Origin of the sequence: Phocaeicola faecalis (assembly GCF_021730445.1) — a bacterium.
Classification (GTDB): Bacteria; Bacteroidota; Bacteroidia; order Bacteroidales; family Bacteroidaceae; genus Phocaeicola; species Phocaeicola faecalis.
Genome location: NZ_JADNRM010000001.1, coordinates 504,559 through 530,371, shown reverse-complemented (window position 1 = coordinate 530,371; position 25,813 = coordinate 504,559). Strand labels below are relative to the sequence as shown.

The following is a 25,813-nucleotide window of genomic DNA, read 5'->3' as shown; positions in this document are numbered from 1 at the left end:
ATGAGTGATGAAGAAAATTCTTTTTTATTGTGATACGGTTTTCGGCGTTGGCGGAGTGCAACGCGTACTGGCGGAAGTGGCGAAGCGGCTTTCGGAGGAATATGAGGTCACGATATTGACCACGGATGACATTAGACAGACCCACCGGTATGGTTACGATAGGTCTTCGGTCAGGTTTGTGTCCCTCACCTATGCTCCGGTCAGTATCTGGCGGCGTTTGCGACAGAAGTGCTGCAGTTTTGTATTTAAATATTTACTTCCGAAGAATGAATGGACTTGCTCTATGTATGCACGGAGCTTTTTCTTATTGCCTTATCAGGAAGAACTGGTAGAGAAAATAAATGACGGAAACTATAACGTGGCGATTGGCGTGCATGCTTATTGTTCTCTTCATTTGGCTATTGTCCGGTTCGAGTTGAATGTGCAGCGAACGGCGGCTTGGATGCACAATTCTTATGAAGCGCTTTTTGAAAAGAAGCATCCGTATCTTCCTCGGTTGAAGTCGTTTTTCTGCAATCGGATGGTTGACATTGAGCGGACTATTGTCCTGAGCCGGAGGGACCAACAGAGATATATGAAGGAGCTGGGACTGGAAACGAGGGTGATATACAATCCGCTGACCATGGAAGTGAAGGAGTGTACTCAGCCCGGCAATAAATCTTTTTTATCGGTGGGACGCTTCTCTAAGAATCATAAAGGTTTTGATTTGTTGATAGAGGCATTTGCCTTGTTCGCCAAGCGGAATGTGCAATGGAATCTTGTTATTGTGGGCGAGGGGCCCGAAGAGGCTTTGTATCGTTCTTTGATAGCGAAACATGGGTTGAAGGACAGGGTGAGGATAGATTCGTTTACCGATGATGTACATTCTTATTACCTCCGCGCCGGAGTTTATGTTTTGGCGTCGAGATGGGAGGGAATGCCGTTGGTGCTGATGGAGGCACTGGCGCACGGTTTGCCGGTCATTGCTTCAAACCTGCCTGTCGTAGAGGAACTGCTGGGAGAAAGCCGTGCGGCGATGCTTTTTGAAAACGGAAATATAGCGGAGTTGGCAGACCGGATGTTCGACATGGCTGCAAGTGCGGATTTGGCCGAAAGGGGCAGGGCTGCTGTGGATTGTGCACGCGAGTTTAGTATGGATAAAGTCATAGAAGAATGGAAGCAAAAGATAATCAGATGATGGAAGAGGAAAAATGGTCACTGGTGATTGTGCCGAAAACGGGACTTTTCAAGTTGGACTTGCGGGAGTTGTGGCGTTATCGTGATTTGCTGGTGATGTATATCCATCGTGACATTGTGACTTTTTATAAACAAACAATATTGGGTCCGCTGTGGTTTGTGTTGCAGCCGTTGTTCACGGTTCTGATGTTTATGTTCGTCTTTGGCGGCATAGCCGGTATCTCTACAGATGGGCTTCCCCAGCCGTTGTTCTATATGGCGGGACTGCTGTGCTGGAATTATTTTTCCGACTGCATGAACCGTTGTTCGGATACGTTTAATGCCAATCAAAATGTTTTCGGAAAAGTTTACTTTCCGCGGCTGATTGTTCCGTTGTCTATCGTGGTGTCCTGTCTGGTGAAAATGGGTATCCAGTTTATGCTGTTTCTTTTCATTTGTCTGTATTGTGTGTCTGACGATGCTGTGTGGAACAGATATGATTTTTCGATGAATGAGTATGCTTTTCTCTTCCCTTTGTTGGTGCTGATGCTGGCCGGGTTGGGGCTTGGTTTCGGTCTGCTGATTTCTTCGCTTACCACCAAATACCGTGATTTGAGGTTCTTGGTTACTTTTGGGGTGCAGTTGTGGATGTATGCCACTCCGGTCATTTATCCCCTGTCGGTGATGCAGCAAAATCATGAAGAATATATGTGGCTGATAGTGGCTAATCCGTTGACTTCCATTATCGAAACGTTTAAATATGGATTCTTGGGTGAAGGAGTTTTCAGTTGGTGGTATTTGGGATACAGTTTCCTTTTCACGGTTCTGATTATGGTGTGGGGAATGGTCACTTTCAATAAAGTGCAACGTAGTTTTATGGATGTAATTTGACAATATGTAGTATGGGCAATATAGCAATTGAATTTGATAATGTAAGTAAACAATACGCTCTGGGCTCTATCGGTACAGGCACATTGAGCCGTGACCTGAATCGCTGGTGGGCACGGATACGCGGAAAGGAAGACCCTTATTTGCGTATCGGCGAAGTGAATGACCGTTCGCGGAAAGCGATGGGAAACTTTGTGTGGGCTTTGAAAGATATTGACTTTAAGGTGGAGCAGGGAGAGGTGTTGGGCATCATTGGCAAGAATGGGGCGGGCAAGTCTACTTTGCTGAAAATATTGTCTCGTGTCACTTCTCCCACGATGGGATGCGTTAGGGTGAGGGGGCGTATCGCTTCGTTGTTGGAGGTGGGCACAGGCTTTCATCCCGACCTGACTGGACGCGAGAATGTTTACATGAATGGTGCCATTATGGGCATGACGAGGCACGAAATCACCCGTAAGCTGAGTGAAATTGTCGACTTTGCCGGTGTGGAGAAATATATTGATACGCCGGTCAAGCGTTATTCTTCGGGGATGACGGTGAGACTGGGCTTTGCCGTGGCCGCTCATTTGGAACCGGAGATTCTGGTGGTGGATGAGGTCTTGGCGGTGGGCGATGCGGAGTTTCAACGCAAAGCAATCGGCAAGATGCAGGATGTGGCGAAAGGAGAAGGAAGAACGGTGCTGTTTGTGAGTCACAATATGGGAAGTATGCAGCAGTTGTGTCGTAAAGGTATTTTGCTGGAGAATGGCAGTGTTGCGATGTCGGATAGCATAGGTGAGGTAATAAATGCTTATCAAAAAGGTATTACTGTGCAGCGGGTATTTACAAGCGCGGATGGTGACCCCGACGTGCTTCAGCTGTTGTCTGCTTCGATGGATTCGAATCACGACGGTATATTTTATAACGATTCCGAAATAAGGGTGTACATGAAAGTGAAGGTGGCCAGGCAGATACCGTCGCTGGTGATTGGATTTAATTTATACAGTTCTTGGGGCTATCCTTTGGCACGGACGGATTATAATGATTCGCGGATTATGACGACGCTTTCTCCCGGTATTTATGAACTTAAGTTTGTCATTCTTCCTTATACATTGTCTGATGGAAGTTATCATATCGCTTTTGATATTGCTGAGCGGAATGTAAAACGCTATACCACAGAGAAGTCTAATTTGTACTTTACCGTTCTTCCCGGTACTTCTTTCTTCGGAAATCGTTTTTGCGAACATCTTAATATCAAGAGTTCGCTGTTCAGAGAGGATTGGCTGGACTATTTGCGAAAAGTGGAAGAATAGCGGTATGGGAAATAAATATGTCATTGTGCTCACTGCCTGTATCAATCCGGGGAAGATGATTCATACTTCTCTGACGGATGTGGATATACGGAGGAGGCAGTATGAGGACGCACTGGAGTTTTATCTTTTACAGACGGATTATCCGATTGTTTTTGTTGAGAATTCGGGGACTGATATCAGTGGGGATTTTCGGAAGTTTGTAGATTGTGGACGTTTGGAATTTCTTACATTTCAAGGAAATGAGGAGTTCGACAGGAAAAAAGGAAAAGGATATGGAGAGGCACTCATCTTGGAGTATGCATTAGAGCATTCTTTGTTTGTCCGTCAGTGTGATTTTTTGGTGAAGATAACAGGACGGTTAAAATTATTGAATGTAAATAGCATGATAGGGTTTCATCGGTATATCCTTCCTCGCTGTGATATTCAGAGTGAGATGGATAGGAGGGAGAGGTATTCGGACAGCAGAATGTTTATTACCGGTAAAGATTTCTTGCAGCATTCGTTTTTGGCGCGTAAGGAGGGGATAGACGACAGCAGGGGGTGTAACTTTGAGCATATTCTTTTTACGAGCATTGATGAACAAAAAGATTTTGTCTTTTATCCTTTCTTAATACGTCCTTTGTGGCGTGGAATATCAGGCACCAATGGTAGGGAGTATTGGGAAGGAAATTATACAAGTTTGAAGTTGGCTTATTTCAAGAGGATGTTGGACTGTATGACGGAATACAATGGGTGTCATCCCTGCAATAAGCCGTCGGTGGGAGTACGTTTGGTGTTGGGCATGGCTGGCATGGCAGTTGGCACTGTGCTTCGTTTTTTTGATTGGATAAAGCAATGAATAAATTTACCATTATAACGATAAATTATAATAATAAAGTTGGTCTGCAGAAGACGATGAAGAGTGTGTTTGGTCAGTCTTTTGGAGATTACGAATACATTATTATTGACGGTGGTTCTACGGATGGCAGTGCAGAGGTGATTGAACAGTGTGCTGCGCGGCTGGGTTATTGGGTGTCCGAGTCCGACAAGGGTATCTATCATGCGATGAACAAAGGGATTGCACAGGCTCATGGCGAATATCTGGTGTTTATGAACTCGGGAGACTGTTTTCACGACTCTTCTGTTTTGGAATGGGTGGCGGCGCAGAAGCTTGATGTGGATATTGCTATTGGAACGGTGGTGTGTGGGGGGACCGGAAGGCTTAAAGTGCCTCCCTGTGATGATTTGTCTATGATGGATTTGTTTAGAAATCATCCTCCTCATCAGGCTGCTTTTATCAGGAGGATGCTGTTTGAAAAGGGAGGGTTTGACGAGTCTTTGGTATTGGTTGCGGATTGGTCTTTTTTTGTGGACAGGTTGATTTTTCAGCACGCTTCTTATCGCAGGCTGGATAAAATCATTTCAGATTATGATATGTCGGGATTAAGTACTACGCAGACTGGTTTGCTAGGTGAGGAGAGGCAGTGTGTGCTGGAGGCATTTTTTCCTGAAAGGGTGTTGAAGGATTATGAAAAATATAAATATGCAGATTCTCCTTTGTTGGAATTGATTCCTGAATTGAACAGGACGGCCGGATTTCATCGGATGGTTTATAGGCTGGTGAAGTTTTTGCTGCGCTGCTATCGTTGGATGGGCTGACGATGGATTTTTTTAAGAACCAGTATGCGGACAAAGGATAGTGTGTACTTTATTTTCTCACATACGGAGAGACAGGGATAGTGGTTTCTTTTGATAGTGCGAATCCGGTTTTGTATTTCATGCATGGGCATTTGAGTGGCATATTTTTTGAAGAACGAAATCGAGCTGTGGATGTAATCTTGTGACAAGGCTCGCCCGACAGACTCGGGAAAGGAGGCGGAGAGGGTGGCCATAATATCAAAAGCATCCATAAATGTACACATGTTGGCGCGATATGAATTTCCGAATGTGTGCATGGCACTTGCATTTCTGATGATATAGTGATAATAGGGAAGGGTGGTGCAGGCTATTGATGTGCAGTGCATCATGTATTGGAAGATGAAGAGCCGGTCTTCATTGTAGTCTATGTTTTCGTTGAATGTCAGTTGATGCTTGTCAATAATCTTTTTATCGTATAGCTTGTCCCATAAATTGCCTTTATATCTGTAATAAGAGTCATGAAATAAAGAAGATATGCCTTCCCGCTTATTCATGACGTAGGTCTGCTTTTCTTTTATTTGGTAAATGATATTTTCGTTTTCGTCTTCAATCAAGTAACCGCATGTAGACATATTTGCATTATATCGGAGGATGAGACGATAGAGTTCCGATAACATTTCGGGCTCCATCCGGTCGTCACTGTCGGTGAAATGGATGTACTTTCCTTGGCTCAGTTCTATTCCTTTATTCCGTGCATGACTGACTCCGTGATTGGGAGTGTGTGTCACATGTATTCTTTTGTCTTTACAGGCATAGCTGTCGCATATCTTCCCGCTGTTGTCTGTACTTCCATCGTCAATCAGGATTATCTCGATGTCCGACAAGGTTTGTGCCAGAACGCTTTCTATGCATTTGGGCAGGAATCGTTCGGTGTTATAGATTGGGATGATGACGGATACGAGTGGCATACTTTATAGTTTTGTAAGTTTATATATCAAGTCGTTTTTTAAGCGGCGCAGGGTGTAACGGAGGTTGCCGGGATTTCGGAATGCTTCATTCAGGGGCATGATGACAGGAATGTACTTCACCTTCAACCGGTTTCGGATGCAATATATGTTGATGAGCCGTTCGGATAAATAGCCGAACAGCCGGGCTTGGTCGGGGTAACCGGAGAGCTTTATACGTTTTTCCAGTTCGAATAAAACCTTGAATAGCCATTCGGAGTATCCGTCAAAATGTTTCCATCGGGTGATGAACATATTATAACCGGAATAGGCATTGCTGTGATACATCAGTGTGTCGAAGGCGGTGGAGTATTCGGGGCTGATATCATGAATCACTTCTTTTAATATATGGAGGTCGTTTACAATGTGGAAAACGGCATACTGCGTGCCCACATTGTAAGGATAATGACGTTTGGACGGGAGTATGATGTCATAATCATTCAATAACTTCTCTACATCGGGAAAGCAATATTTCTTTTTCAGAAATGTGTCACGGTCTACAAAACTTCTGTCGGGCGAAAAGGAGGCGAACGGTCGGTAGAAATCAAAGAAACGCCTGTAATGGTTCAGTCCGATGATGTCGCATCTTATGTTTTTCCAAGCCCAGTAATGTGCTGTCAACTCACAAAAATGGGGATTCTTGTCAGAAATGTTGTCACCGGTATTGTCTTGCGCATGGTAGAACCGGGTGTTGGTGAGGGCGGCTCCTACCTGGATGGGGTAGAAGTATTTATGGGGCGGGAGGGCTGCTTCCCGGTGTGCACAGACTAATATTTTAATTTCTTTTTCCATAGTTGTTCAGTTGACTTTTTCCCACATTTGTGTTTGTGGATTAAACCGCTTGATGATACGTGCCGGGTTGCCCACCGTGACGCAGTAATCAGGAATGTCTTTAGTCACCACACAGCCGGCACCGATAAAGCAGTGTTTCCCAATGTTTACACCGGGCAGTACAATCACGTTGGCCCCGATAATGGTATGCTCTCCGATATGGATGGGGGAGGTGGTGATGCCTTGTTCGATGATACCTTTGGTGATGTCGCGATAGTTATGGTTCAAGCCGATGAGGACTACATTTTGAGAAATATTGACTCCGTTGTCTATTTGGATGGGGCCGATAACCGTGTTGCTCAGTCCGATTCGGCAATAATCGCCGATAATGATATCTCCTACGGCATTGTTCAGGCAGGAGTAATCTTCAATGACAGAATATTGGCCTAACCGGAATTGGTGGAAGGGGGGCAGGTCTTTCCGGACGCTGCGATAGATGACTGCTCCTTTTCCTTTTTTGATATAGAATGGTTGCAGTATCCGTACCCACCAATAGGGACGTGTTTTCACCGGATGCATGATGAATCGGTGAATCCGTTTCTTTAACTTGGGATTTCTATGTAGATAATTCTTTAGATTCATAGCTATCCATGTTGTGTATGGGTAAATTTATTTGCCATTCCTTTTAAATGAAACAAATTAAGTGTCATTATGATTGCAAAATAAGGAACTTGCCTTATGATTTTGCTTGCATATTTATGTCTCATGTCGGGAGGGATGGCGATGTATAGTGATAGGGTCAGCAATATAAACAAAATCCACCATTTTACAGACGAAAGTGGGGAGACGGTACAATAAATGAGCGAAATGACGCCCAGTACTGCCATGAGGATGCTGCGCGGAAGGATAAATGTCTGAATTGTTTTTAATAGATAATCCCGGTTCCCATGCAGGAGGGCTGAAGGCAGGTTGCTTCCCATTTTGAGGGCAAGGAATAGTTGGGTGGCTATCCAGCGGCGGCGCTGGTGGCGCATGGTGTCTGCTTTTTGTACCTTTTCGTCCAGCGTTTCTATCGCATCGGCATATGCTATGTGGATGCCTTGGCCGAGTAACAGTTCTTCTAATTCTTTGTCCTCTCCGGCGGTGTGTGTATGTATGATATTTTGCTTAAACCATTGGAAGTCAAAGGCCATTCCCGAGCCGATGAGTGCTGAGGAGAATCCTAGTCGGATGTGTCCTTTTCTGAATATGGCATTGTTCATTTCTTCTATGACTGCATCCAGTATGGCTGTATCCGAGTTCAGGTTTTTGGCTTTTCGGTGTGTCTGTATCGCTTTTGCACCTTGGAATACTGCTTTGTTTAGTTCATATAAATAACCGGTGGATATGAGGTTGTCGGCATCTAATATAATGACATAATCATATTGGAGGCGGGAGATGTGTGCTGTTGCCAGACGCAAAGCTTTGGCTTTGGAACTTTCCGGTTCTTGTATTTTCAGTAAGGTGATACGTGGTTCGTCACTCAGCAGACGGTTGGTGGTGTCGCTCATTCTGTCGGAGATGACAATGACGTCATAGTGCTCTTCAGGATACGTTTGCTGTAATACGGAATGGATGCAGTCAAGGATTACATTGTCTTCCTTATAGGCGGGTATGAGTATGGCAAAGCGTTTGAATTCATGGCTTTCGGGGTATTGTTGTGGCTTGAAGAAACAAGATGCAACAGCGAAGATAACTATATATCCCACACAGACGGCGAAGTAGATATATAGTACAAATTCAATGATATGTATCGTTCCCGACAGCATATTAATTTACTTTTTCTTTTTCCCGAAAAGGAAGTTGACGGCCATCCCTGCAGCCATGACCGGAATGGCTTTCATCGCTTTGTTGAACTTGTCGTCTACCAGGTAGTTGGGGATTGCCAGAGCCATTGTGAATAAGAGGCAGAAGAGCAATATCCACCATTTGACACAGGCTGCCCAGTCAAAAAATATCATTATGGTGCCAAAGAGCAGGATGAGTCCCAGCAAGATGGTGCGCGGGAAAATGAGCCATTGCAGGATGCGGTCGGCATAGTCGAAATTCCCGCTGAAAATGGCATGGGGCAGGTTGCCGATGTTGGTAAACAGGGAATAGTATTGTGCTTTTATCCAACTGTTGCGTTGGGCGTAGAACCGTTTCTTTCCACCGTCTTTGAGGGCATATACGTGGGTCTGGTTCAGGTATTCCACATAGATTCGTTCCCTCAGCAGCAATGATTCAATGGTCTTTTCATCCTCATCGTCGCTCAGTTTCCTGATGTTTTCTTTGAGCCAGTTGAAGTCGATGGCTGTGCCCGATCCGTTGAGTGAGGCGGATAGCCCGAAGCTGACATGGCCGGCCCGCAGGATGGAGTTGTTGATTTCATCTGTCACGGCGTCTAGGACAATGACATTGTTGGGCCTGTCTTTGCGTATCCGGTGACTTTGGATGGCATTGGAACCGCTTGCATACGTATTGTTTATTTCGTTCAGGAAGTTTTTCTCCACCACATTGTCGGCATTCATCAGCAGGGCAATGTCGTATTGGCCGTCTGCGAGTTGTGACAGGGCTGCTTTGATGGATTTGGTCTTGGAGCTTTTCTTAAAGTTGGCTTTTAATAATATGATAGGCAGTTGGGCCAATTGTTGGTTGGTTTCCGACTTCAAGTGGTCGGAAATGACGATGATGTCAAAACAGTCGATGGGGTAGTCTTGCTGTAGAAAAGACCGGATGGCATAAAAGACGTATTCGTCATCCTTGTAGGCAGGGATGAGGATGGCGAACCGATGTTTTATCCTCGATTCGGAATATTTGTCTGTACGTCTGACTGTTGCTGCTATGGCGTATATCAGCATATAGACAACAGTGAAGGCGCATAATGCGAATAATACTAAATCTAAATATCCAATAAATATCATAGCTGTTTGTCTTTATTTCTAAGTTTGAAAAATGCTTTTGTCCCTTCCCGGTGTGCTTTGGCTGCTTCTGTTTGCCCTTTGCTCCATGCCGTGACGATGTTTTTGGGACATACAATGGTCAGTTGGTAGAGCAAGGCAAGGCACCGCCTCCAACCGGAGAGATTGCGCTGAGCGTATAATAATCTGTTTCTGCTCAAATAATAACATTGCAGGGGGCTGCCTTTTCCGCTGGAACTGCCGTCTTTGTGCCATATTTCAAAGGCCGGATCGTACCAAAGCTCATATCCTTCTGCAGTGATGCGGGTGCACCAGTCCAATTCCTCATAATACAAGAAGTACTCTTCCGGCATACCCCCTATCTGGTCTATAACCTGCTTTTTGAGAAGCATGGCAGCACCATGCAGGTAGGGTGTCCTCTTGGCCGGATAGCGGCTTTTGTCCCGGCTTCCTCTGCCTGTCGTACGGTTTCGGAGGGTGATGGAGGATAGGGGGGTGTATCCTGCAAACTGGATGGTGTGTGGCTCTGTGTAATTAAGTATTAACGGGGAAACACCCGCAATATCTTCTGACGAGCGCAGGCGTTTGATTAACAGGTCTACAGTATCTTTTACAATAAGGGTGTCATTGTTCAATAAGAAAAGATAGTTTCCTTGGGCACTTCTTATACCCAGATTATTGCCGCCTGCAAAGCCCAGATTTTGTTCGCTTCGTATGACATGGACGGAAGGGTATTTCTGTTGCAGAAGGAGCCCTTCGTTGGCGGTTGAGCCATTGTCTACGACAATGATTTCATAACAGACAGACGTGACGGTGTTCACCCATGAATCAATGAATTCACAAGTGTCATGATAACCGTTGTAATTGACAGTTATAACTGATATGTCAGGTTGTGCGCTGTTCATGTTCTTTGGTATATAATCTGTCTAAATGCGGGCCTAGAAAGATAAACGTAAAACAAGAATATATCAGGATTCCGTTAGGAAACTGAAAATAAACCATGTTGGCATACGAGGCGACAAGCATGCCTGCACATCCGCATAACATACCTGTCAGCGGTCCTCTTATTTCGGGATTGCTGATTCGGAACAGTATGATGTATGCTCCCAGTATGAATAATGCGGCGTGCATGCCCAGAAAGACGGTTAATCCCACTACGCCCATCTGTATCCATACGTCTACAAGGCTTGAGTCGGCAGGACAGATGGAGACGAAATAGTATTTGTTTTGGGGGGAAATGACTCCGTTTTGCACGCCCATTCCTATGCCGAAAGGCATCTCCGACATATAGGCTTTGAGTGCTTTCTGATTCTCAAAACGTACGAGCAGCGACTGGTCATTCGAGTCGAAGACGGTGCGCATACGGCGTATCAACCGGTTGTCTTCTCCAATCTTTGTGTATTTCAACATTCCCACTCCGCCGACAAGCAAAAAGAATGACAATACACCGATTTTCCAGTTCTTTGATAGGAAGAGAAAAACACCCAGTCCTGCTATCGGTATGGCAATGGCGGCTCGTGTTCCGGCAATGAGCAGACCATAGAATCCTGCCATGCTGACTACAAAATAGAATAGCTTGAGGTATCGGTTTTTGGAATATAGCGCTGACAAGAAAAAGGTGGTGCACGACAGTCCCATCGTGGCTCCGAAGATGGCGGCATCTGTGAAAAACGAGAAATAGCGGATGCCCGAATGTATGAAGTGGGTGCGTGCGCCGTATGCCCACAGCCATGCCAGTTCGGTACTGTCAAATCCTTTATTCTTTTGCCAATACCCTTTTGCGGCAGCCAGCAAGGTGAATATTCCCCATAGAATCAGGAAATAATGCAGAAAGGCATAGCGGTTGCAATGTATGGATAGAATGATGCAGGTGAGCAACGGGTATATGGCCCAAGGTCTCAGTATTCTGAGCCATGCCTCGGGGTATAGCTCTCCGGTGATGCCGTTTCCTACATTGATGATGCAGTATAACAGCCATCCTGACAAGATGAATGTGTACGCATTCATTGCGTTCTTTCTGTTGTCGTCATCCGTATATACTTGCTTGAGTACGATGAGTGTCAGCATGATGCCGAACAGCAAATCGAAGATATTGGTGATGGGAATCGGAATCGGATAATACCGGTTGACTCCCATTATAATATAATTGATGATAAAGGTGATACATAGAATAATGGCCGGCCGGTTGATGCAGATAAAAATGAAAGTGAGCAGGAAAGGAATCAGACCGATTGCGGTCGCCACTGTCGCTTTCATGGTAGTGGCGGTCCAGATGCAAAGCAATAATCCGACAATCGCGACAATTGCATTGATTCCTTTTTCAAAGATGTTATATTCCTTAACTATCATTTTTTGTTATACTCCACAGCGGTCAAGCCCAGTTGGAAGAGTCTGTATTCTATATTCTTAAACCTCGTATATGGAGGAAGCTGTCCGGTGAATTCTTCAACCGTGTTTCTTCCGGCCTGCGTCAAGTAGAAGAACAAGGGCACCTGCTCGTCCTTAGCCTGCAATAAACGCTTGTACATCAGTTGGTCAATGTCTTTCCATGTTCTGTTGGCACGTACGACCATCAGGTTGACAGAAGCCTCATTCAGTAGCGTGGGAGGAATCGGATTACCCTTTAGCACCGGATATTCTATTAAAAGAATTTCGTCTTTCCCGAGGTCGGGGCACAAGTCTTTTATGCTGTTGGCCTGAACGTACTGGCTGTCTTCGCTTAAGAAATCTTCGTCATACGTGATGCGTCTCACATCCAGTCCGATGCTTGTCCAATATTGTTCCAAAGCCAGTGCTATGTGCGTCTTGCCGTCTTTCTCCTCCGTACTCAGCAAGTTGATGATTCGCTGTTTGTTTACACTTAAAAGAGGCAGCAGGCTGGTACTCAACTGCTTGATGGCCATTTCGTCTATTGCCTTATTATACCTTCTGTATCGCAGGGCACTGTCTTTGGGATACGCTCCGATGACGGTACCTCCGGTGATGCGTTGTGTGCGTATCTTGTCTCTGAGGGTGCGGTCTAAGATTTCGATGATTAGGAAATAGCCGATAATAAACAATAAGGTACCCAATATGGATGAAAGTATAATCATCCGTGCATTGGTGGGGGAGGAAGTAAGAGGGAACAACGGCGGATTCATGATTTTGAGGGAGGCCGAAGTCATCTCCAGATTCTTTTGTCGCAAGATGGCGGCATTCAATGCCCCCATTGTTGACATATAATTACTTTCTACGAAACCGATGTGTCGCTCTTTACGTCCGAGTGTGGCGCCGATAGGAGAGAAGTACAAGAAGTCCCGGTCTATCTTCTCTCTCATGATATCGCGGGTATCCATCTGCGCTTTTGTCTTTTCCATCAATACGACCTGCTCCAGCCACTGGCTTATCAAGGTTTCGTAGGGCACGTTGTTGGTCGAAGCTGATTCGGCACTCAACTGCATGGCAATGTCACTAATACTTTTCTCCGCATCACTGAGCACTCCCTTCTCATTCTCCAGCACTTGTTGGTTTTTCTGGTCGGGAGTAATCTCCATGGTAGATATTTTTGTATTTAATTGTGATATTTGTTGCAGCTTGTTTAAGAACTGGTTGTTGGTGCGGATTGCTTTGGCGATGTCTCCCAATTTATATTCATAAAAATCAATTAACGCTTTACTGGTGGAGTAAGTGATGAGCAAGTCATTGTCCATCATCTGATAACTGGCATCCATCCCCGCCACTTGTTTGGTTTGCTCGCCGTAGTTGATGATACGGTGCTCAATGTTGTATTCTATCAACGAATCTTCGGCAGAGGTCAGCATTTTGCCCAGTCGGGCTAGCTCTTCTTGAAAAAACTTGATGACATTATCCGTCTCACCGTATCGCAGCTCATGATATTGTTTGACAAATTCTTCATTCAATATATCAAGTGTGTTGTAAGCAATTCCGGGGTCATTGGAACTATACGCTATTTCTATCATGTCACTGTTGCCCAGTCTGGCCACTTTGATATTCTGAGAAAGGAGCGGTATACTAAAGTATGGATGCGTATAATTGAGCAGCCTGTAAATAAAATTATTAACAGACGGTCTCTCAAAGGCAACCAGATTATTGTACGTCTTTTCCTCATTCTGCTTGTCGATGAGTGCTTTCATCTCTCTGGGCACACCACCCACCAACTGCTGATAGTGCTCTGCCGAAATGTAGCTTGTATTCTTCTCGGCATCTCCATACACCAGGCAACGGGCAAGCAACTTGAGAGAGACAATCTTCAAGGTACGTTCGGTCGTGATGATGTTCATCAGATTGCTCAGATGCACTCCCGCATTTCGGGAGTCGGTGGCATCTACATTGTATCCTGAAATAATACCTGTAAAAATAGTTGTTTTTACATCGTATGTCTTTTCAAGGTCTCGGGTCATAAACCATGCTATGACACCGGCAATACATGGAAAGATAACCATCCACCAGCGGATGCGATAGAAAAATCTTACTATATATTTGAATAATTCCATATTATTTCAGTTCAGTATTTTCACTCTTGTCCATTCCGTCGGTAGCACTTAACTCTTCCTGAATGGTAAGAATCGGTGTATGAGAAATAATTTCGAGCATCAGCAATTGGTCATTGATGGTTGAACGCAAGGCCGCGAATCCCTGATTGGCGCCGAATTCCTTCTCTTTTGTTTGAGCTACCGCTTCTATTGTCGTGCGCCTGTTTCTGTATTCCTGTTCGGCAATGGCAGATGCACCTTTATATAAAGCAAGATGTTCTGCCGAGCGCTGCAAGGTTTCGATATTCGACAAAATCTGGACATACAAATGGGCTATCTGTATTTTCAGTTCCTCGTATGCCTGTTGCTTTTTCAATTCTGCAATATCCACCTGAATGCGTTGCCGCTTCACTCTGCCCGGTAAATCGAATAGCGTTTCGAGCGGCACTGACACGGAGCCGCCCACACTCCACGAGGTCTGTTCCGTTCCCGTATAACGATAGATTAAAGGAGTGGTCGGGTCGGTGGACGAACCGATGTTATCGGCAATGCCGTGCGAAATATTTCCGAAGGCATTAAAAAGGCTCATCCAGCTTCTTTTTTCTTTTGCCAATATTTTTTTCTGCAGTTGCTTCTCTTTCTCCAGAATCTCGATACTCGGAGTGCTGCGTGCATTCTCGTACAACACACTCAGCGGAGGTAGTTTGATTTTGGCTATATCTATATTTAGACTCGAATTTACTTCATCCTGTGTTGTGACAGGTTGCTGTATTCCGTGTGTTTCCTGAGCTTTGGCATAGCCTGTAAACAGAAATATGAGAATGCTTATAGCATATAGTTGTTTCATAGAATGTCTTTTTCCCCTTTAAATCATTGTTTATTATTGTTTATACATCTCCCTTTTGGACGAAAGCGGTAAATGTTTTCAGTAGAATTTTCATGTCCATTCCAAACGAGAATTCTCTGCCGTATCTTAAATCCAGTTCTTTTCGTTCTTTGGCAGATAGCCGTCCCGAGTCTCCCCGTTTCTCCACTTGCCACAAGCCCGTCAGTCCCGCAGGAGCCATGAACCGGTCTATACTGTCATCGTTCGTCAGGCGCTCGGCTTCGTAGAGCGGGAGGGGCCGGTTGCCCACCACAGACATATCTCCTTTTAATATATTGATAAGCTGCGGCAGTTCGTCCAAGCTGTATTTACGTAAGAAACGTCCTACTTTCGTGACACGAGGGTCTTTCTCTATTTTTACAAAAGGTTCCTCTTGTTCACTGTTTTTTTTGGATGCGAATACTTCTTCCGGAATGATGAAGTCGTCAGAAACCAGTATCACGCCGTCGTCTCCAATCAGAAAGCCACCCAAGTCATCATCGGCGAATCCTTTTGGCTCGGCTGCAGTGTCGTTTTCAGATTTATATTGGTTTAAGTCCGACAGTTCTTTCAGATGCTTGTCCGCATCATTGTACATGGAGCGAAACTTCAGAAAGTCAAAGATATTGTAGTTCGTGCCTACTCTTTTTGCTTTATAAATAATCGGCCCTTTGCTTTCCAGCCGAATCGCCAATGCTATAATAAGGAAGACGGGCGACAGGACGATAAGTGCTATACTGGCAAAAGTGATGTCAAAAAAGCGTTTCCACCGAGGCAGTATGAAACGCTTTACCACTTTTTTCTTTCTGTTGCTGATGTAGAGCAGTTCTTGTCTTTTGTTAATCAGGTCAATTTTCTGAATCAGCTCTTCTTTTGAAATGTCGGGGCTGATTGTGTCATTGATACCGCTTTTCAGATACGCCGCGCTTTCTTCTTTCTTCAAACCGCCGGTGACCAGCACCACATATCCCTGATAGAATTTTTTCCTAAAAAGAGTGATGTTTTCCACATCCTCCTTCAAGTTTCCCTGTTCATAGAGAATGATAATATTCTCTCTCGCTTTAAGGTTGATACAAATGGTAATGGCGTCTTTATGGTCTTTGGCATAAATTAACTGCACATCTTCCAACTTCCCGAATTGAGTCAGGAAAGATTTGCTTTTTCCTATATAAAGCAGATTAGTTGCCATAACCTATTCGATTATCTTCTTTACTCTGATTTTGAGTTCCATCGGGTTAAAGGGCTTTACGATATAGTCTTCCGCGCCTATTTCGAGTAGTCTTATTCGTTCGGTGGTGCTGTCTTCGCTGCTCAACATAATGACAGGGATATGCTTGAACAGTTCATTTGCCTTAATCCATTCCAGGAAATCGTCTCCTCTCATTTCCGGCATGCGTATGTCTGAAATTATCAAGTCCGGCAGGTTTCCTTCCTGTAACCATTTCATTCCTTGAACTCCATCCTGCAACCAAATGCAGTCATAGTCAGCCATCAAATAAATAGACAGTACTTTTGCTATTGTTTCTTTGTCGTCTAGAATCAATATTCTCTTTCTCATATCATTCTTTATTATGTTTGGCAAAAATAAGGAAAAATATTGGTATAAAACAATATAAATCGATTAAATTTAGGAGTATATACCGCTTTTTTGTCGATATTATTGTCGATGAGGGTGTTGCCGGGAAATAAATCATTCATTTTTCATCGGAAACAAGGTTTTTATCAAATGAGGAAAGCGATGACTAATTGGATTGCCTGGAAGAACAAAAAGATGTCTCCATTGTTTTCAAAGATAGTCACCATTGTTTATGAAAACTGTCTTGATTGTTTCGTCAAGCCCTCTTGAGGTTTTTTGATATAATAAATGAAGATAACGATTTTATAATGAAGTATGATACATACTCTTTTATTAGCAATATTTTAATGCTTATATCAAAAAGATTGCGTACTTTTGCGGAGTTTATACTAAACTAGTCGAAAAAATAAATTAAAAGAACTATTGAAGGATTTATGATGAGAAAAATAGTAACATTTGCATTGCTATTAATTTGCCTGTCTGTTACTTCTGTTGCGCAGACAGGAGGTGGTATGACCGATAAGCAAGTGGTGGAATATGTGCAGTCAGGATTGGCACAAGGCAAAAGCCAGCAGCAAATCAGCACAGAGCTTGCTCGTCGGGGGGTGACCAAGGAACAGGCGGAACGTGTCAAATTATTGTACGAACAGCAAAAGAAGAATGGGAAAAACTCATCGTCTTCTACTTTAGACAACACAAAGGGACGCGGTCGTACGAAGAATGGAGCCGGTGAAAAAGAAGACGGAAAGAATGGCAATGATTACATCGATAAGAATTTTAATTTTGACGAATCCTCGGAGAAAAAAGAAGTTCCTGTTTATAAATATGTAACAACCGAACCTTTGGAGCCCAGAGAGATGGGTACCTATACCATTGATAAGAATGGTAATATTGTATATGACAATAACACGGTTCTTTATTTGCAGGAGGATGAAAAGAAGGAGGAAAAGGTTTTCGGACGTGATATTTTCAACACCAAGAATCTGACATTCGAGCCCAGTGTGAATCTGGCTACTCCGGTGGATTATCGTTTGGGGCCCGGAGATGAAGTGATTATAGACATTTGGGGAACCAATCAGGCTACCATACGCGATAATATTTCGCCCGACGGATACATTAATATAGAAGATATCGGTTTGGTGTATCTGAACGGCATGACGGTGAGCGAGGCAACGGACTATTTACGCAAGGAGTTGAACCGGATTTATGCCGGTATAGACAGCGAAAATCCTGTTTCACAAATAAAGGTGACGTTGGGAGACAGCCGTACCATTCAGGTGAACGTGATGGGAGAGGTACTGACTCCCGGTACTTATGCGCTTTCTTCTTTCTCCACAGTTTTCCATGCTCTTTACCGTGCGGGCGGAGTAAATGATATCGGTAGTTTGCGTGCCATTCAGTTGGTTCGCGGCGGCAAGCCTATCGCCACGGTCGACGTGTACGATTTTATCATGCGCGGCAAGACCACCGATGACATTCGTTTGCAGGAGGGGGATGTTGTCATTGTGCCTCCTTATGAAGCATTGGTGAAGATTGAAGGGAACGTAAAACGCCCCATGAAATACGAAATGAAGAATGGCGAGAATGTAAAGACTTTGCTTAAGTATGCCGGTGGTTTTTCGGGAGATGCATACACCCGTGCCCTGCGCATGATTCGCCAGAATGGGAAAGAATATCAGGTCTATACGATTGATGATATTGATTACTCCGTTTTTCCGGTGAAAGATGGCGACAAGGTGACTGCCGAGGCTATCTTGAATCGTTTTGAAAACAAACTGGAGATTAAGGGTGCGGTTTACCGTCCGGGCATCTATCAGTTTGGAGGCTCATTGAATACGGTCCGGCAGTTGGTGGAAAAAGCGGACGGTTTGATGGGGGATGCGTTTACTGCCCGTGCCGTGCTGTATCGCGAGCGTAATAATTTGACTCGTGAGGTGATTCCTATTGACATTAAGAAAGTGCTTGACGGCACTATTCCCGATATCCCTTTACAGAAGAATGATGTTCTTTATATTCCCAGCATCCATGATTTGCAGGATATGGGTGTAATTACAGTGTTTGGTGAGGTGGCCCGTCCCGGGGAGTTGCCGTATGCCGACAATACGACGCTGGAAGATATTATTATTCAGGCAGGAGGATTGAAGGAATCGGCATCTACAGTGCGTGTGGACGTTTCGCGGCGTATCAAGGACAGTAAGAGTACGGATGTTTCTTCTACTATTGGTAAAATGTATTCTTTTTCTTTGAAGGATGGATTTGTGATTGACGGCGAACCCGGCTTCGTGTTGCAGCCCTACGACCAGGTGTATGTCAGAAGAAGCCCCGGTTATCAGGAACAGGCCAATGTAGATATTACAGGTGAGGTGCTTTATGACGGTACTTACTCACTGACCAATAAGAGTGAGCGTCTTTCTGATTTGGTGAAAAAGGCCGGTGGTGTGACTCCGTTTGCTTATGTGAAAGGCGCCAAGCTGATTCGTCAGGCGAATGACGAGGAGCTGAAGCGTATGGAAGATGTGTTCAAAATGATGCGTCGTGAAATGGGGCAAGCCAATATGGATTCATTGAAGTTGGACTTGGACAGTGTTTATTCTGTGGGTATTGATTTGGAAATGGCGATGAAGAATCCGGGTTCCAGTGCAGACGTGGTGCTTCGTGCCGGTGATAAATTGGTTGTTCCCGAATTGAGTAATACTGTAAGGATAAATGGTGCGGTGATGTTACCCAATACTGTAGCCTATAGGGATAATAAGTCAGTGAAATACTATATTAGTCAGGCCGGTGGATTTGCAAACAATGCTCGTAAGAGCAGGGCATTTATCATTTATATGAATGGTCAGGTGGCCAAAGTCAAAGGTTCGGGACGAAATATGATTGAGCCGGGGTGCGAGATTGTTGTGCCGGTAAAAGACAGGAATGGAAGAATGAATTTCCAAACCATTCTGGGAATCGCTTCGTCTTTAGGCTCATTGGGATTAACTGCGGCGTCTATTGCTAATATATTGAAATAAGATGAGTGAAGAAAAGAAAGATACAGTGTCCAAAGCGCCGGAAATAGATTTGATGGCGTATGTCAGGAAGTTGTGGCTTGCCCGAAAACAATTGATGAAAGCAGCCGGAGTTGGTGCTATATTAGGCTTAATAATAGCTTTTAGTCTTCCTCCTTTGTATAAAGTTGAGGTAACTTTGGCACCGGAGTCAGGAAAGGGCGGTGGAAATGAGTTGTCTGGTATGGCATCAATGTTGGGACTTGGCGGCATGAATGGGGGAATGGACGCAGATGCATTAACAGTGTCCCTTTTCCCGGATATAGTGGAATCTACTCCGTTTATTTTGGAATTATTTGATATACATGTAAAAACATTGCATGGTGATGTAGACACGACTTTAGTGGGTTATTTTGAACATAAGAAGGCTCCGTGGTGGGGAATAATAGTGGAACTTCCCGGAAAAATCCGAAATCTTTTCTCTTCATCTTCTAATGAGAAGGAAGAGATGAAGAATTTGGACCCTTTTCAGTTAACTCGTGAGCAAATGTCTATAGTTGCAGGATTGCGTAAAGCAATAACAGCCGATGTAGATAAGAAAAGTGGGATGACCACAGTAGGAGTCGTGTTACAAGACCCTTTAGTTACAGCAATGGTAGCCGACTCTGTGGTTGCTAAGTTGCAAAAATACATCACATCATATAGGGTGTCAAAAGCCCAACAGGATTGTAACTATTTGGAGCAGTTGTATAAAGAGAGACAACATGAATATTATGTAGCTCAACAAAGTTATGCAAATTACATGGATGCGAATAAAAATGTTATTTTACAAACTGTTTTGACAGAAGGTGAACGTTTGCAAAATGAAATGAGTTTGGCATATCAAGTATATAGTCAGGTGGCTACCCAGTTACAGGTGGCTCGTGCCAAGGTTCAGGAAGCAAAACCTGTTTTTGCAGTGGTTGAGCCGGCAAGTGTACCTTTACATCCATCAGGAACAAGCAAGAAAATGATTCTAATCGGTTTTGTTTTTCTTGCAGTAATAGGGACTTCGGCTTGGATTTTGTTTGGCCGTGATTTATTGGCTGGCTTGAAGAAAGGATTGTCTTCTTCCGGCAATGAATAATAGATATTGATATATTGGCAAGACCGTTTCAAAATAGAACTTGTACGTTGACAATCTTATGATTGAAGCTTTGAGAGGAAAAACTCATTTGTCTTGTCTCGTATTGTAATGAATAAGGAGGTGTGGCAAAGCTCCTCTTTTATCAAAATCACCCTCGCTACAACTACCTGTGGCGAGGGTAACTTTTAGTTTATGAGAGTTTCTACACACCCTCTATTTGTTTTAATATAGTTTCTGATTGTAATTAAAAACTATTTCGTGTTCTTTTAGAGTAGGGTGCACCTTATCTTTTTCCGATAAAATGATTTTATCTTCCGGAATACGCCAGTCGATATTCAAATCAGGGTCATTCCATGCAATGCCTCCTTCGCTTTGCGGAGCATAAAAGTTGTCACATTTATACTGGAACAAGACTTCATCACTGAGCACGGCAAAGCCATGAGCAAACCCTCTTGGTATAAATAATTGTCGATGATTTTCTCCGGTAAGTTCTACTGCCACATGCTGTCCGAAGGTTGGAGAACCTTTACGGATATCCACTGCCACGTCCAGCACGGCGCCTTTAATGACGCGTACTATTTTACTTTGCGTATAAGGAGGTTTCTGAAAATGTAACCCTCGCACGACACCATAGCTGGAGAAACTCTCATTGTCTTGCACGAAAGTGGTTTTACATACCTTTTCTTCAAATTCGCGGGAAGAGAAACTTTCAAAAAAGTAACCTCTTGCATCCTTAAAAATACGGGGCTCTAAAATAAGAACCCCGTCTATTGCCGTTTTAATAACTTCCATTATTTATCTAATCCTAATTCTTTAATTACTTTAAGTAAATATTGTCCATATTGGTTCTTAAACATCGGTTGAGCCAGTTCGCGCATCTTTTCTGTCGAAATCCAACCTTTTCTTAATGCTATACCTTCCAGACAGGCTACTTTTAAACCCTGGCGTTTTTCGATGACTTCTATGTAAGTACTTGCTTCTGCCAAAGAATCGTGTGTACCTGTGTCCAACCATGCAAATCCGCGTCCCAATGTCTGTACCTTTAATTCCTTCTCCTGCAGAAAACATTGGTTTACCGTCGTGATTTCCAGCTCTCCGCGTGCCGATGGCTTGATGTTCTTGGCAATTTCCACTACTTTATTGGGGTAGAAATACAGCCCCACTACGGCATAATTGGATTTGGGTTGAGCCGGTTTTTCCTCAATGGACAGGCAGTTTCCCTCTTTGTCGAACTCTGCCACTCCATATCTTTCAGGGTCACTTACCCAATATCCGAATACTGTTGCTTTTTTATCACATTCGGCAGCATGTACGGCTTCTCTCAGCAAAGCAGAAAGTCCGTTCCCATGGAATATATTATCTCCTAAGACAAGGCAGACAGAATCCTCTCCGATGAATTTCTCACCGATGATAAAAGCCTGCGCCAAGCCATCGGGAGACGGTTGTTCCGCATATTCAAAATGTACTCCAAAATCACTTCCGTCACCTAACAGCCGTTGGAAACTGGGCAAGTCGTATGGGGTTGAGATGATTAATATCTCCCTGATTCCTGCCAACATTAATACAGATATGGGATAATATATCATCGGTTTGTCAAATACAGGGAGCAGTTGTTTGGAAACTCCTTTCGTTATGGGGTAAAGACGTGTGCCTGAACCGCCAGCCAATACAATTCCTTTCATTATAGTAAATTTTATAATTGTCCGTAGACGGAAACTTGTTGATTTCATGCAAATATAGAGTATATAAATTAATATACAATGCCTTTTTCTGAAAATAATAGTTATCTTTGCACTTATACAATGTAAAATGAAAATGTATGAATATTAAGAATAATCACCTCGTTATTATGGCGGGTGGCGTAGGTAGCCGGTTTTGGCCGATGAGCACCCCCGATTATCCTAAACAGTTTATAGATGTATTAGGTTGTGGACGTACATTAATTCAATTAACGGCAGACCGTTTTAAAGGTATTTGTCCGCCTGAAAATGTTTGGGTGGTTACTTCTGAAAAATATGCAGAAACGGTAAAGGAGCAATTGCCCGAAATAGCTGATGATCATATTTTGCGCGAACCTTGCCGTCGCAACACGGCTCCCTGCATCGCTTATGTCAGTTGGAAAATCAAGGCGCGTAATCCCAAAGCCAATATGGTGGTAACACCTAGTGACCATATTGTGATGGATGTAATAGAATTTCAGCGGGTGATAAACTCCGCCATGAAGTTTACTGCCGATTCGGATGCAATCCTGACTTTGGGGATGAAACCTACCCGTCCCGAAACAGGATATGGATATATAGAAGCGGATTTGACTGTACCTTCCACCTCAAACAAAGAGGTGTATCGGGTGTATTCGTTTAAAGAAAAGCCTAATTTGGAGACAGCCGAAAGATATATCAAGAAAAATAATTTCTTTTGGAATGCCGGCATTTTTGTATGGAATGTGAGTACGGTTGTAAATGCGCTGCGGGTGTATCAACCGGCCATTTCGAAAATCTTCGAGCGATTGCTGCCTTACTATTACACGGAGCGGGAGCAGGAAATGATAAATCAAAATTTTCCGTTATGTGAAAACATTTCTGTCGATTATGCCATTATGGAAAAGGCGGATGAGATATTTGTTTTCCCCTCCAACTTTGGATGGAGTGACTTGGGTACATGGGGTTCCTTGCACGGAAACCTGCCTAAAGATGCCCATAATAACACTCAGATAGGGCAGAATATAAAATTGTATGAGACACGGAATTGTGTCATTCACACCACGCAAGAGAAAAAAGTGGTGGTGCAGGGGCTTGACGGATATATCGTAGCAGAAAAAGACAACACTCTTCTTATTTGCAGACTGAGTGAGGAGCAGCGTATCAAGGAATTTTCGGTCGAATGACCAGACTATTCTTTTCAGAGAAAAGAAGCTAAATAAATTTTTATAAGAATGAAAAAGGTAGCATTGATTTCAGGTATTACAGGACAGGACGGTTCGTTCCTGGCAGAGTTTTTAATTGACAAAGGGTATGAAGTCCACGGCATTTTGCGCCGTTCTTCCTCGTTTAATACGGGGCGTATTGAGCATCTTTATCTTGATGAGTGGGTGCGCGATATGAAGAAAAGCCGTCTGATAAATTTACATTGGGGAGATATGACGGACAGCAGTTCTTTGATTCGCATCATTCAGGCTGTCCAGCCGGATGAAATATATAATCTGGCAGCGCAAAGCCATGTAAAAGTAAGTTTCGACGTTCCCGAATACACTGCTGAAGCTGACGCGATAGGCACATTGCGTATGCTGGAGGCAGTTCGCATCTTGGGATTGGAAAAAAAGACCAAGATATATCAGGCTTCCACCTCCGAATTATTCGGACTGGTGCAGGAGGTTCCTCAGAAAGAGACGACTCCGTTTTATCCGCGTTCTCCGTATGGAGTAGCCAAGCAGTATGGTTTTTGGATTACAAAGAACTATCGTGAAAGTTACGGAATGTTTGCTGTGAACGGCATTCTGTTTAACCATGAAAGCGAACGGCGTGGAGAGAATTTCGTGACACGTAAAATAACGTTGGCGGCCTCTCGTATTGCCCAAGGCTTTCAAGATAAATTGTATTTGGGAAATCTTGACTCATTGCGCGACTGGGGATATGCCAAAGATTATGTGGAATGTATGTGGCTGATACTTCAGCACGAGACACCGGAAGACTTTGTGATTGCAACCGGCGAATACCATACGGTACGTGAATTCTGTACATTGGCATTCAAGGAAGTTGGTATCGAACTGCGTTGGGAAGGAAAAGGAGTAGAGGAAAAAGGAATCGATATTAACACAGGCAGAGAACTGGTGGCTGTTGATCCCAAGTATTTCCGTCCGGCTGAAGTAGAACAGTTGTTGGGCGATCCTACCAAAGCGAAAACAGTGCTGGGGTGGAATCCACGTAAAACTTCTTTCCCGGAGCTGGTGAAGATTATGGTGCGGCATGATATGAAATTTGTGAAGAAATTGTATTTGAAGGAGCAAATCGGGGAATGATGGAAAAAACGGCCAAGATATATGTGGCAGGCCATCATGGATTGGTGGGCTCCGCTATATGGAACAATTTACAGAAGAAAGGATATACTAACTTAGTAGGCCGTTCTCATAAAGAATTGGATTTGCTTGATGGAGTTGCTGTGAGGACTTTCTTTGATGAAGAACAGCCCGAATATGTTATTTTGGCGGCAGCTCATGTGGGAGGCATTATGGCAAACAGTCTCTATCGGGCTGATTTTATCTACCAGAATCTGCAAATTCAGCAAAATGTGATTGGGGAGAGTTTTCGTCATGGAGTGAAGAAATTGCTCTTTTTGGGCAGTACCTGCATTTATCCCCGCGATGCGCAACAGCCCATGAAAGAAGATGCGCTGCTGACCTCTCCGTTGGAATATACCAATGAGCCGTATGCGATAGCCAAGATAGCCGGGCTGAAGATGTGTGAAAGTTTTAACCTGCAATATGGTACAAACTATATCGCAGTGATGCCTACTAATTTATATGGGCCGAATGACAACTTCCATCTTGAAAACAGCCATGTCATGCCTGCCATGATTCGTAAGATTCATTTGGCGAAATGCTTGAATGAGTCTGATTGGGAATCTATACGTAAGGACCTGAATCTCCGTCCGATAGAGGGAGTGAGCGGAGCCGGTAGTGAAGACGAAATCCTGTCTGTTTTACATAAATACGGCATCACCGGACAATCGGTAGTGCTGTGGGGAACCGGTAAACCGCTTCGCGAGTTTTTGTGGAGCGAAGAGATGGCTGATGCCAGCATTTACATAATGGAGCATGTCAATTTTGAAGACACTTATCAGAAAGGTACAAAGGATATTCGGAATTGCCATATTAATATCGGTACGGGCAAAGAAATAACCATTGCCGACCTAGCCAATTTGATAGTGAAGGAAACGAAGTATCAGGGTCAGGTGATTTTTGATTCAACCAAACCGGATGGTACTATGAGGAAACTGACCGATGTGAGCAAACTGCATGCATTGGGGTGGCATCATCGGATTGATATTGATGAAGGGGTTCATAAAATGTATCAATGGTATTTATCCTAAAATATAATGGAACGACCAATTAACTTAAAATGAGTT

23 protein-coding genes are annotated in these 25,813 nt (G+C 43.8%); 10 read left to right on the top strand and 13 right to left on the bottom strand.

All coding sequences use genetic code 11. The features are described 5' to 3' along the window. Positions 1-7 precede the first annotated feature (7 nt). The 5 genes from IR173_RS02270 to IR173_RS02250 are packed head-to-tail and all read left to right on the top strand — an operon-like array spanning position 8 to position 4,973. Positions 8-1,177: a glycosyltransferase gene (locus IR173_RS02270; protein WP_237038062.1), complete on the top strand. Its 1,170-nt coding sequence runs from the start codon at positions 8-10 to the stop codon at positions 1,175-1,177. Further along, complete coding sequence (locus IR173_RS02265; protein ID WP_394800631.1) at positions 1,153-2,046, top strand: ABC transporter permease; 894 nt, start codon at positions 1,153-1,155, stop codon at positions 2,044-2,046. Before IR173_RS02270 ends, IR173_RS02265 begins: the two co-directional genes overlap by 25 nt. 11 nt (positions 2,047-2,057) lie before the next feature. Beyond that, the gene (locus IR173_RS02260; RefSeq protein WP_237038061.1) at positions 2,058-3,335 is read left to right on the top strand and encodes an ABC transporter ATP-binding protein; all 1,278 of its coding nucleotides are present in this window, start codon (positions 2,058-2,060) and stop codon (positions 3,333-3,335) included. A 4-nt stretch (positions 3,336-3,339) separates the two neighbouring features. Further along, positions 3,340-4,173, top strand: a complete 834-nt coding sequence (locus IR173_RS02255) for a hypothetical protein (RefSeq protein ID WP_237038060.1) — start codon at positions 3,340-3,342, stop codon at positions 4,171-4,173. Beyond that, complete coding sequence (locus IR173_RS02250) at positions 4,170-4,973, top strand: glycosyltransferase family 2 protein (protein ID WP_237038059.1); 804 nt, start codon at positions 4,170-4,172, stop codon at positions 4,971-4,973. Before IR173_RS02255 ends, IR173_RS02250 begins: the two co-directional genes overlap by 4 nt. On the opposite strand, the gene IR173_RS02245 is transcribed toward IR173_RS02250, so the two are convergent. Genes IR173_RS02245 through IR173_RS02195 form a run of 11 tightly spaced genes read right to left on the bottom strand, consistent with a single transcriptional unit; the run spans position 4,955 to position 16,561 of the window. After that, on the bottom strand, positions 4,955-5,920 hold the full coding sequence (locus IR173_RS02245; RefSeq protein WP_237038058.1) for a glycosyltransferase family 2 protein: 966 nt from the start codon (positions 5,918-5,920) through the stop codon (positions 4,955-4,957). The genes IR173_RS02250 and IR173_RS02245 overlap by 19 nt on opposite strands. Before the next feature lie 3 nt (positions 5,921-5,923). After that, positions 5,924-6,748: a DUF4422 domain-containing protein gene (locus IR173_RS02240; protein ID WP_237038057.1), complete on the bottom strand. Its 825-nt coding sequence runs from the start codon at positions 6,746-6,748 to the stop codon at positions 5,924-5,926. 6 nt (positions 6,749-6,754) lie between these two features. Beyond that, on the bottom strand, positions 6,755-7,369 hold the full coding sequence (locus IR173_RS02235) for an acyltransferase (RefSeq protein WP_237038056.1): 615 nt from the start codon (positions 7,367-7,369) through the stop codon (positions 6,755-6,757). A 2-nt stretch (positions 7,370-7,371) separates the two neighbouring features. Then, positions 7,372-8,535 carry a glycosyltransferase gene (locus IR173_RS02230; protein WP_237038055.1) on the bottom strand — a complete coding sequence of 388 codons (1,164 nt, stop codon included), beginning with the start codon at positions 8,533-8,535 and terminating at the stop codon, positions 7,372-7,374. A 6-nt stretch (positions 8,536-8,541) separates the two neighbouring features. Then, the gene (locus tag IR173_RS02225) at positions 8,542-9,669 is read right to left on the bottom strand and encodes a glycosyltransferase family 2 protein (RefSeq protein ID WP_237038054.1); all 1,128 of its coding nucleotides are present in this window, start codon (positions 9,667-9,669) and stop codon (positions 8,542-8,544) included. Next, entirely contained in the window at positions 9,666-10,571 is a 906-nt protein-coding gene (locus IR173_RS02220) for a glycosyltransferase family 2 protein (RefSeq protein WP_237038053.1), read from the bottom strand. Before IR173_RS02220 ends, IR173_RS02225 begins: the two co-directional genes overlap by 4 nt. Then, positions 10,552-12,015 (bottom strand): O-antigen ligase family protein, encoded by a 1,464-nt coding sequence (locus tag IR173_RS02215; RefSeq protein WP_237038052.1) that lies wholly within the window; start codon positions 12,013-12,015, stop codon positions 10,552-10,554. Before IR173_RS02215 ends, IR173_RS02220 begins: the two co-directional genes overlap by 20 nt. Next, positions 12,012-14,159 (bottom strand): GumC family protein, encoded by a 2,148-nt coding sequence (locus IR173_RS02210; protein WP_237038051.1) that lies wholly within the window; start codon positions 14,157-14,159, stop codon positions 12,012-12,014. The genes IR173_RS02215 and IR173_RS02210 overlap by 4 nt, the downstream gene beginning before the upstream one ends. 1 nt (position 14,160) lies before the next feature. Continuing rightward, positions 14,161-14,985, bottom strand: a complete 825-nt coding sequence (locus IR173_RS02205; RefSeq protein ID WP_237038050.1) for a TolC family protein — start codon at positions 14,983-14,985, stop codon at positions 14,161-14,163. 40 nt (positions 14,986-15,025) lie between these two features. Continuing rightward, positions 15,026-16,192 (bottom strand): sugar transferase, encoded by a 1,167-nt coding sequence (locus IR173_RS02200; RefSeq protein WP_237038049.1) that lies wholly within the window; start codon positions 16,190-16,192, stop codon positions 15,026-15,028. A 3-nt stretch (positions 16,193-16,195) separates the two neighbouring features. Then, complete coding sequence (locus tag IR173_RS02195) at positions 16,196-16,561, bottom strand: response regulator transcription factor (protein WP_237038048.1); 366 nt, start codon at positions 16,559-16,561, stop codon at positions 16,196-16,198. A 530-nt stretch (positions 16,562-17,091) separates the two neighbouring features. Between IR173_RS02195 and IR173_RS02190 the strand changes: the two genes are divergently transcribed. Together IR173_RS02190 and IR173_RS02185 are read left to right on the top strand one after the other, a co-directional pair. Continuing rightward, positions 17,092-19,590, top strand: a complete 2,499-nt coding sequence (locus IR173_RS02190; RefSeq protein ID WP_394800636.1) for an SLBB domain-containing protein — start codon at positions 17,092-17,094, stop codon at positions 19,588-19,590. Position 19,591: 1 nt separating this feature from the next. Next, positions 19,592-20,692, top strand: a complete 1,101-nt coding sequence (locus tag IR173_RS02185; RefSeq protein ID WP_237038046.1) for a Wzz/FepE/Etk N-terminal domain-containing protein — start codon at positions 19,592-19,594, stop codon at positions 20,690-20,692. Positions 20,693-20,914: 222 nt separating this feature from the next. Here the strand turns inward: IR173_RS02185 and rfbC are convergent, their stop codons facing one another. Continuing rightward, positions 20,915-21,484 carry a dTDP-4-dehydrorhamnose 3,5-epimerase gene (gene rfbC, locus IR173_RS02180; RefSeq protein ID WP_237038045.1) on the bottom strand — a complete coding sequence of 190 codons (570 nt, stop codon included), beginning with the start codon at positions 21,482-21,484 and terminating at the stop codon, positions 20,915-20,917. Next, on the bottom strand, positions 21,484-22,374 hold the full coding sequence (rfbA, locus tag IR173_RS02175) for a glucose-1-phosphate thymidylyltransferase RfbA (RefSeq protein WP_237038044.1): 891 nt from the start codon (positions 22,372-22,374) through the stop codon (positions 21,484-21,486). Before rfbA ends, rfbC begins: the two co-directional genes overlap by 1 nt. A gap of 137 nt (positions 22,375-22,511) precedes the next feature. Between rfbA and IR173_RS02170 the strand changes: the two genes are divergently transcribed. The 3 genes from IR173_RS02170 to IR173_RS02160 are packed head-to-tail and all read left to right on the top strand — an operon-like array spanning position 22,512 to position 25,777. After that, a complete protein-coding gene (locus IR173_RS02170) occupies positions 22,512-23,576 on the top strand; it encodes a mannose-1-phosphate guanylyltransferase (protein WP_237038043.1) in 1,065 nt (354 codons plus the stop codon). Positions 23,577-23,624: 48 nt separating this feature from the next. Then, a complete protein-coding gene (gene gmd, locus IR173_RS02165; protein WP_237038042.1) occupies positions 23,625-24,707 on the top strand; it encodes a GDP-mannose 4,6-dehydratase in 1,083 nt (360 codons plus the stop codon). Then, on the top strand, positions 24,707-25,777 hold the full coding sequence (locus tag IR173_RS02160) for a GDP-L-fucose synthase family protein (RefSeq protein WP_237038419.1): 1,071 nt from the start codon (positions 24,707-24,709) through the stop codon (positions 25,775-25,777). Before gmd ends, IR173_RS02160 begins: the two co-directional genes overlap by 1 nt. The last annotated feature ends 36 nt before the right edge of the window (positions 25,778-25,813 follow it).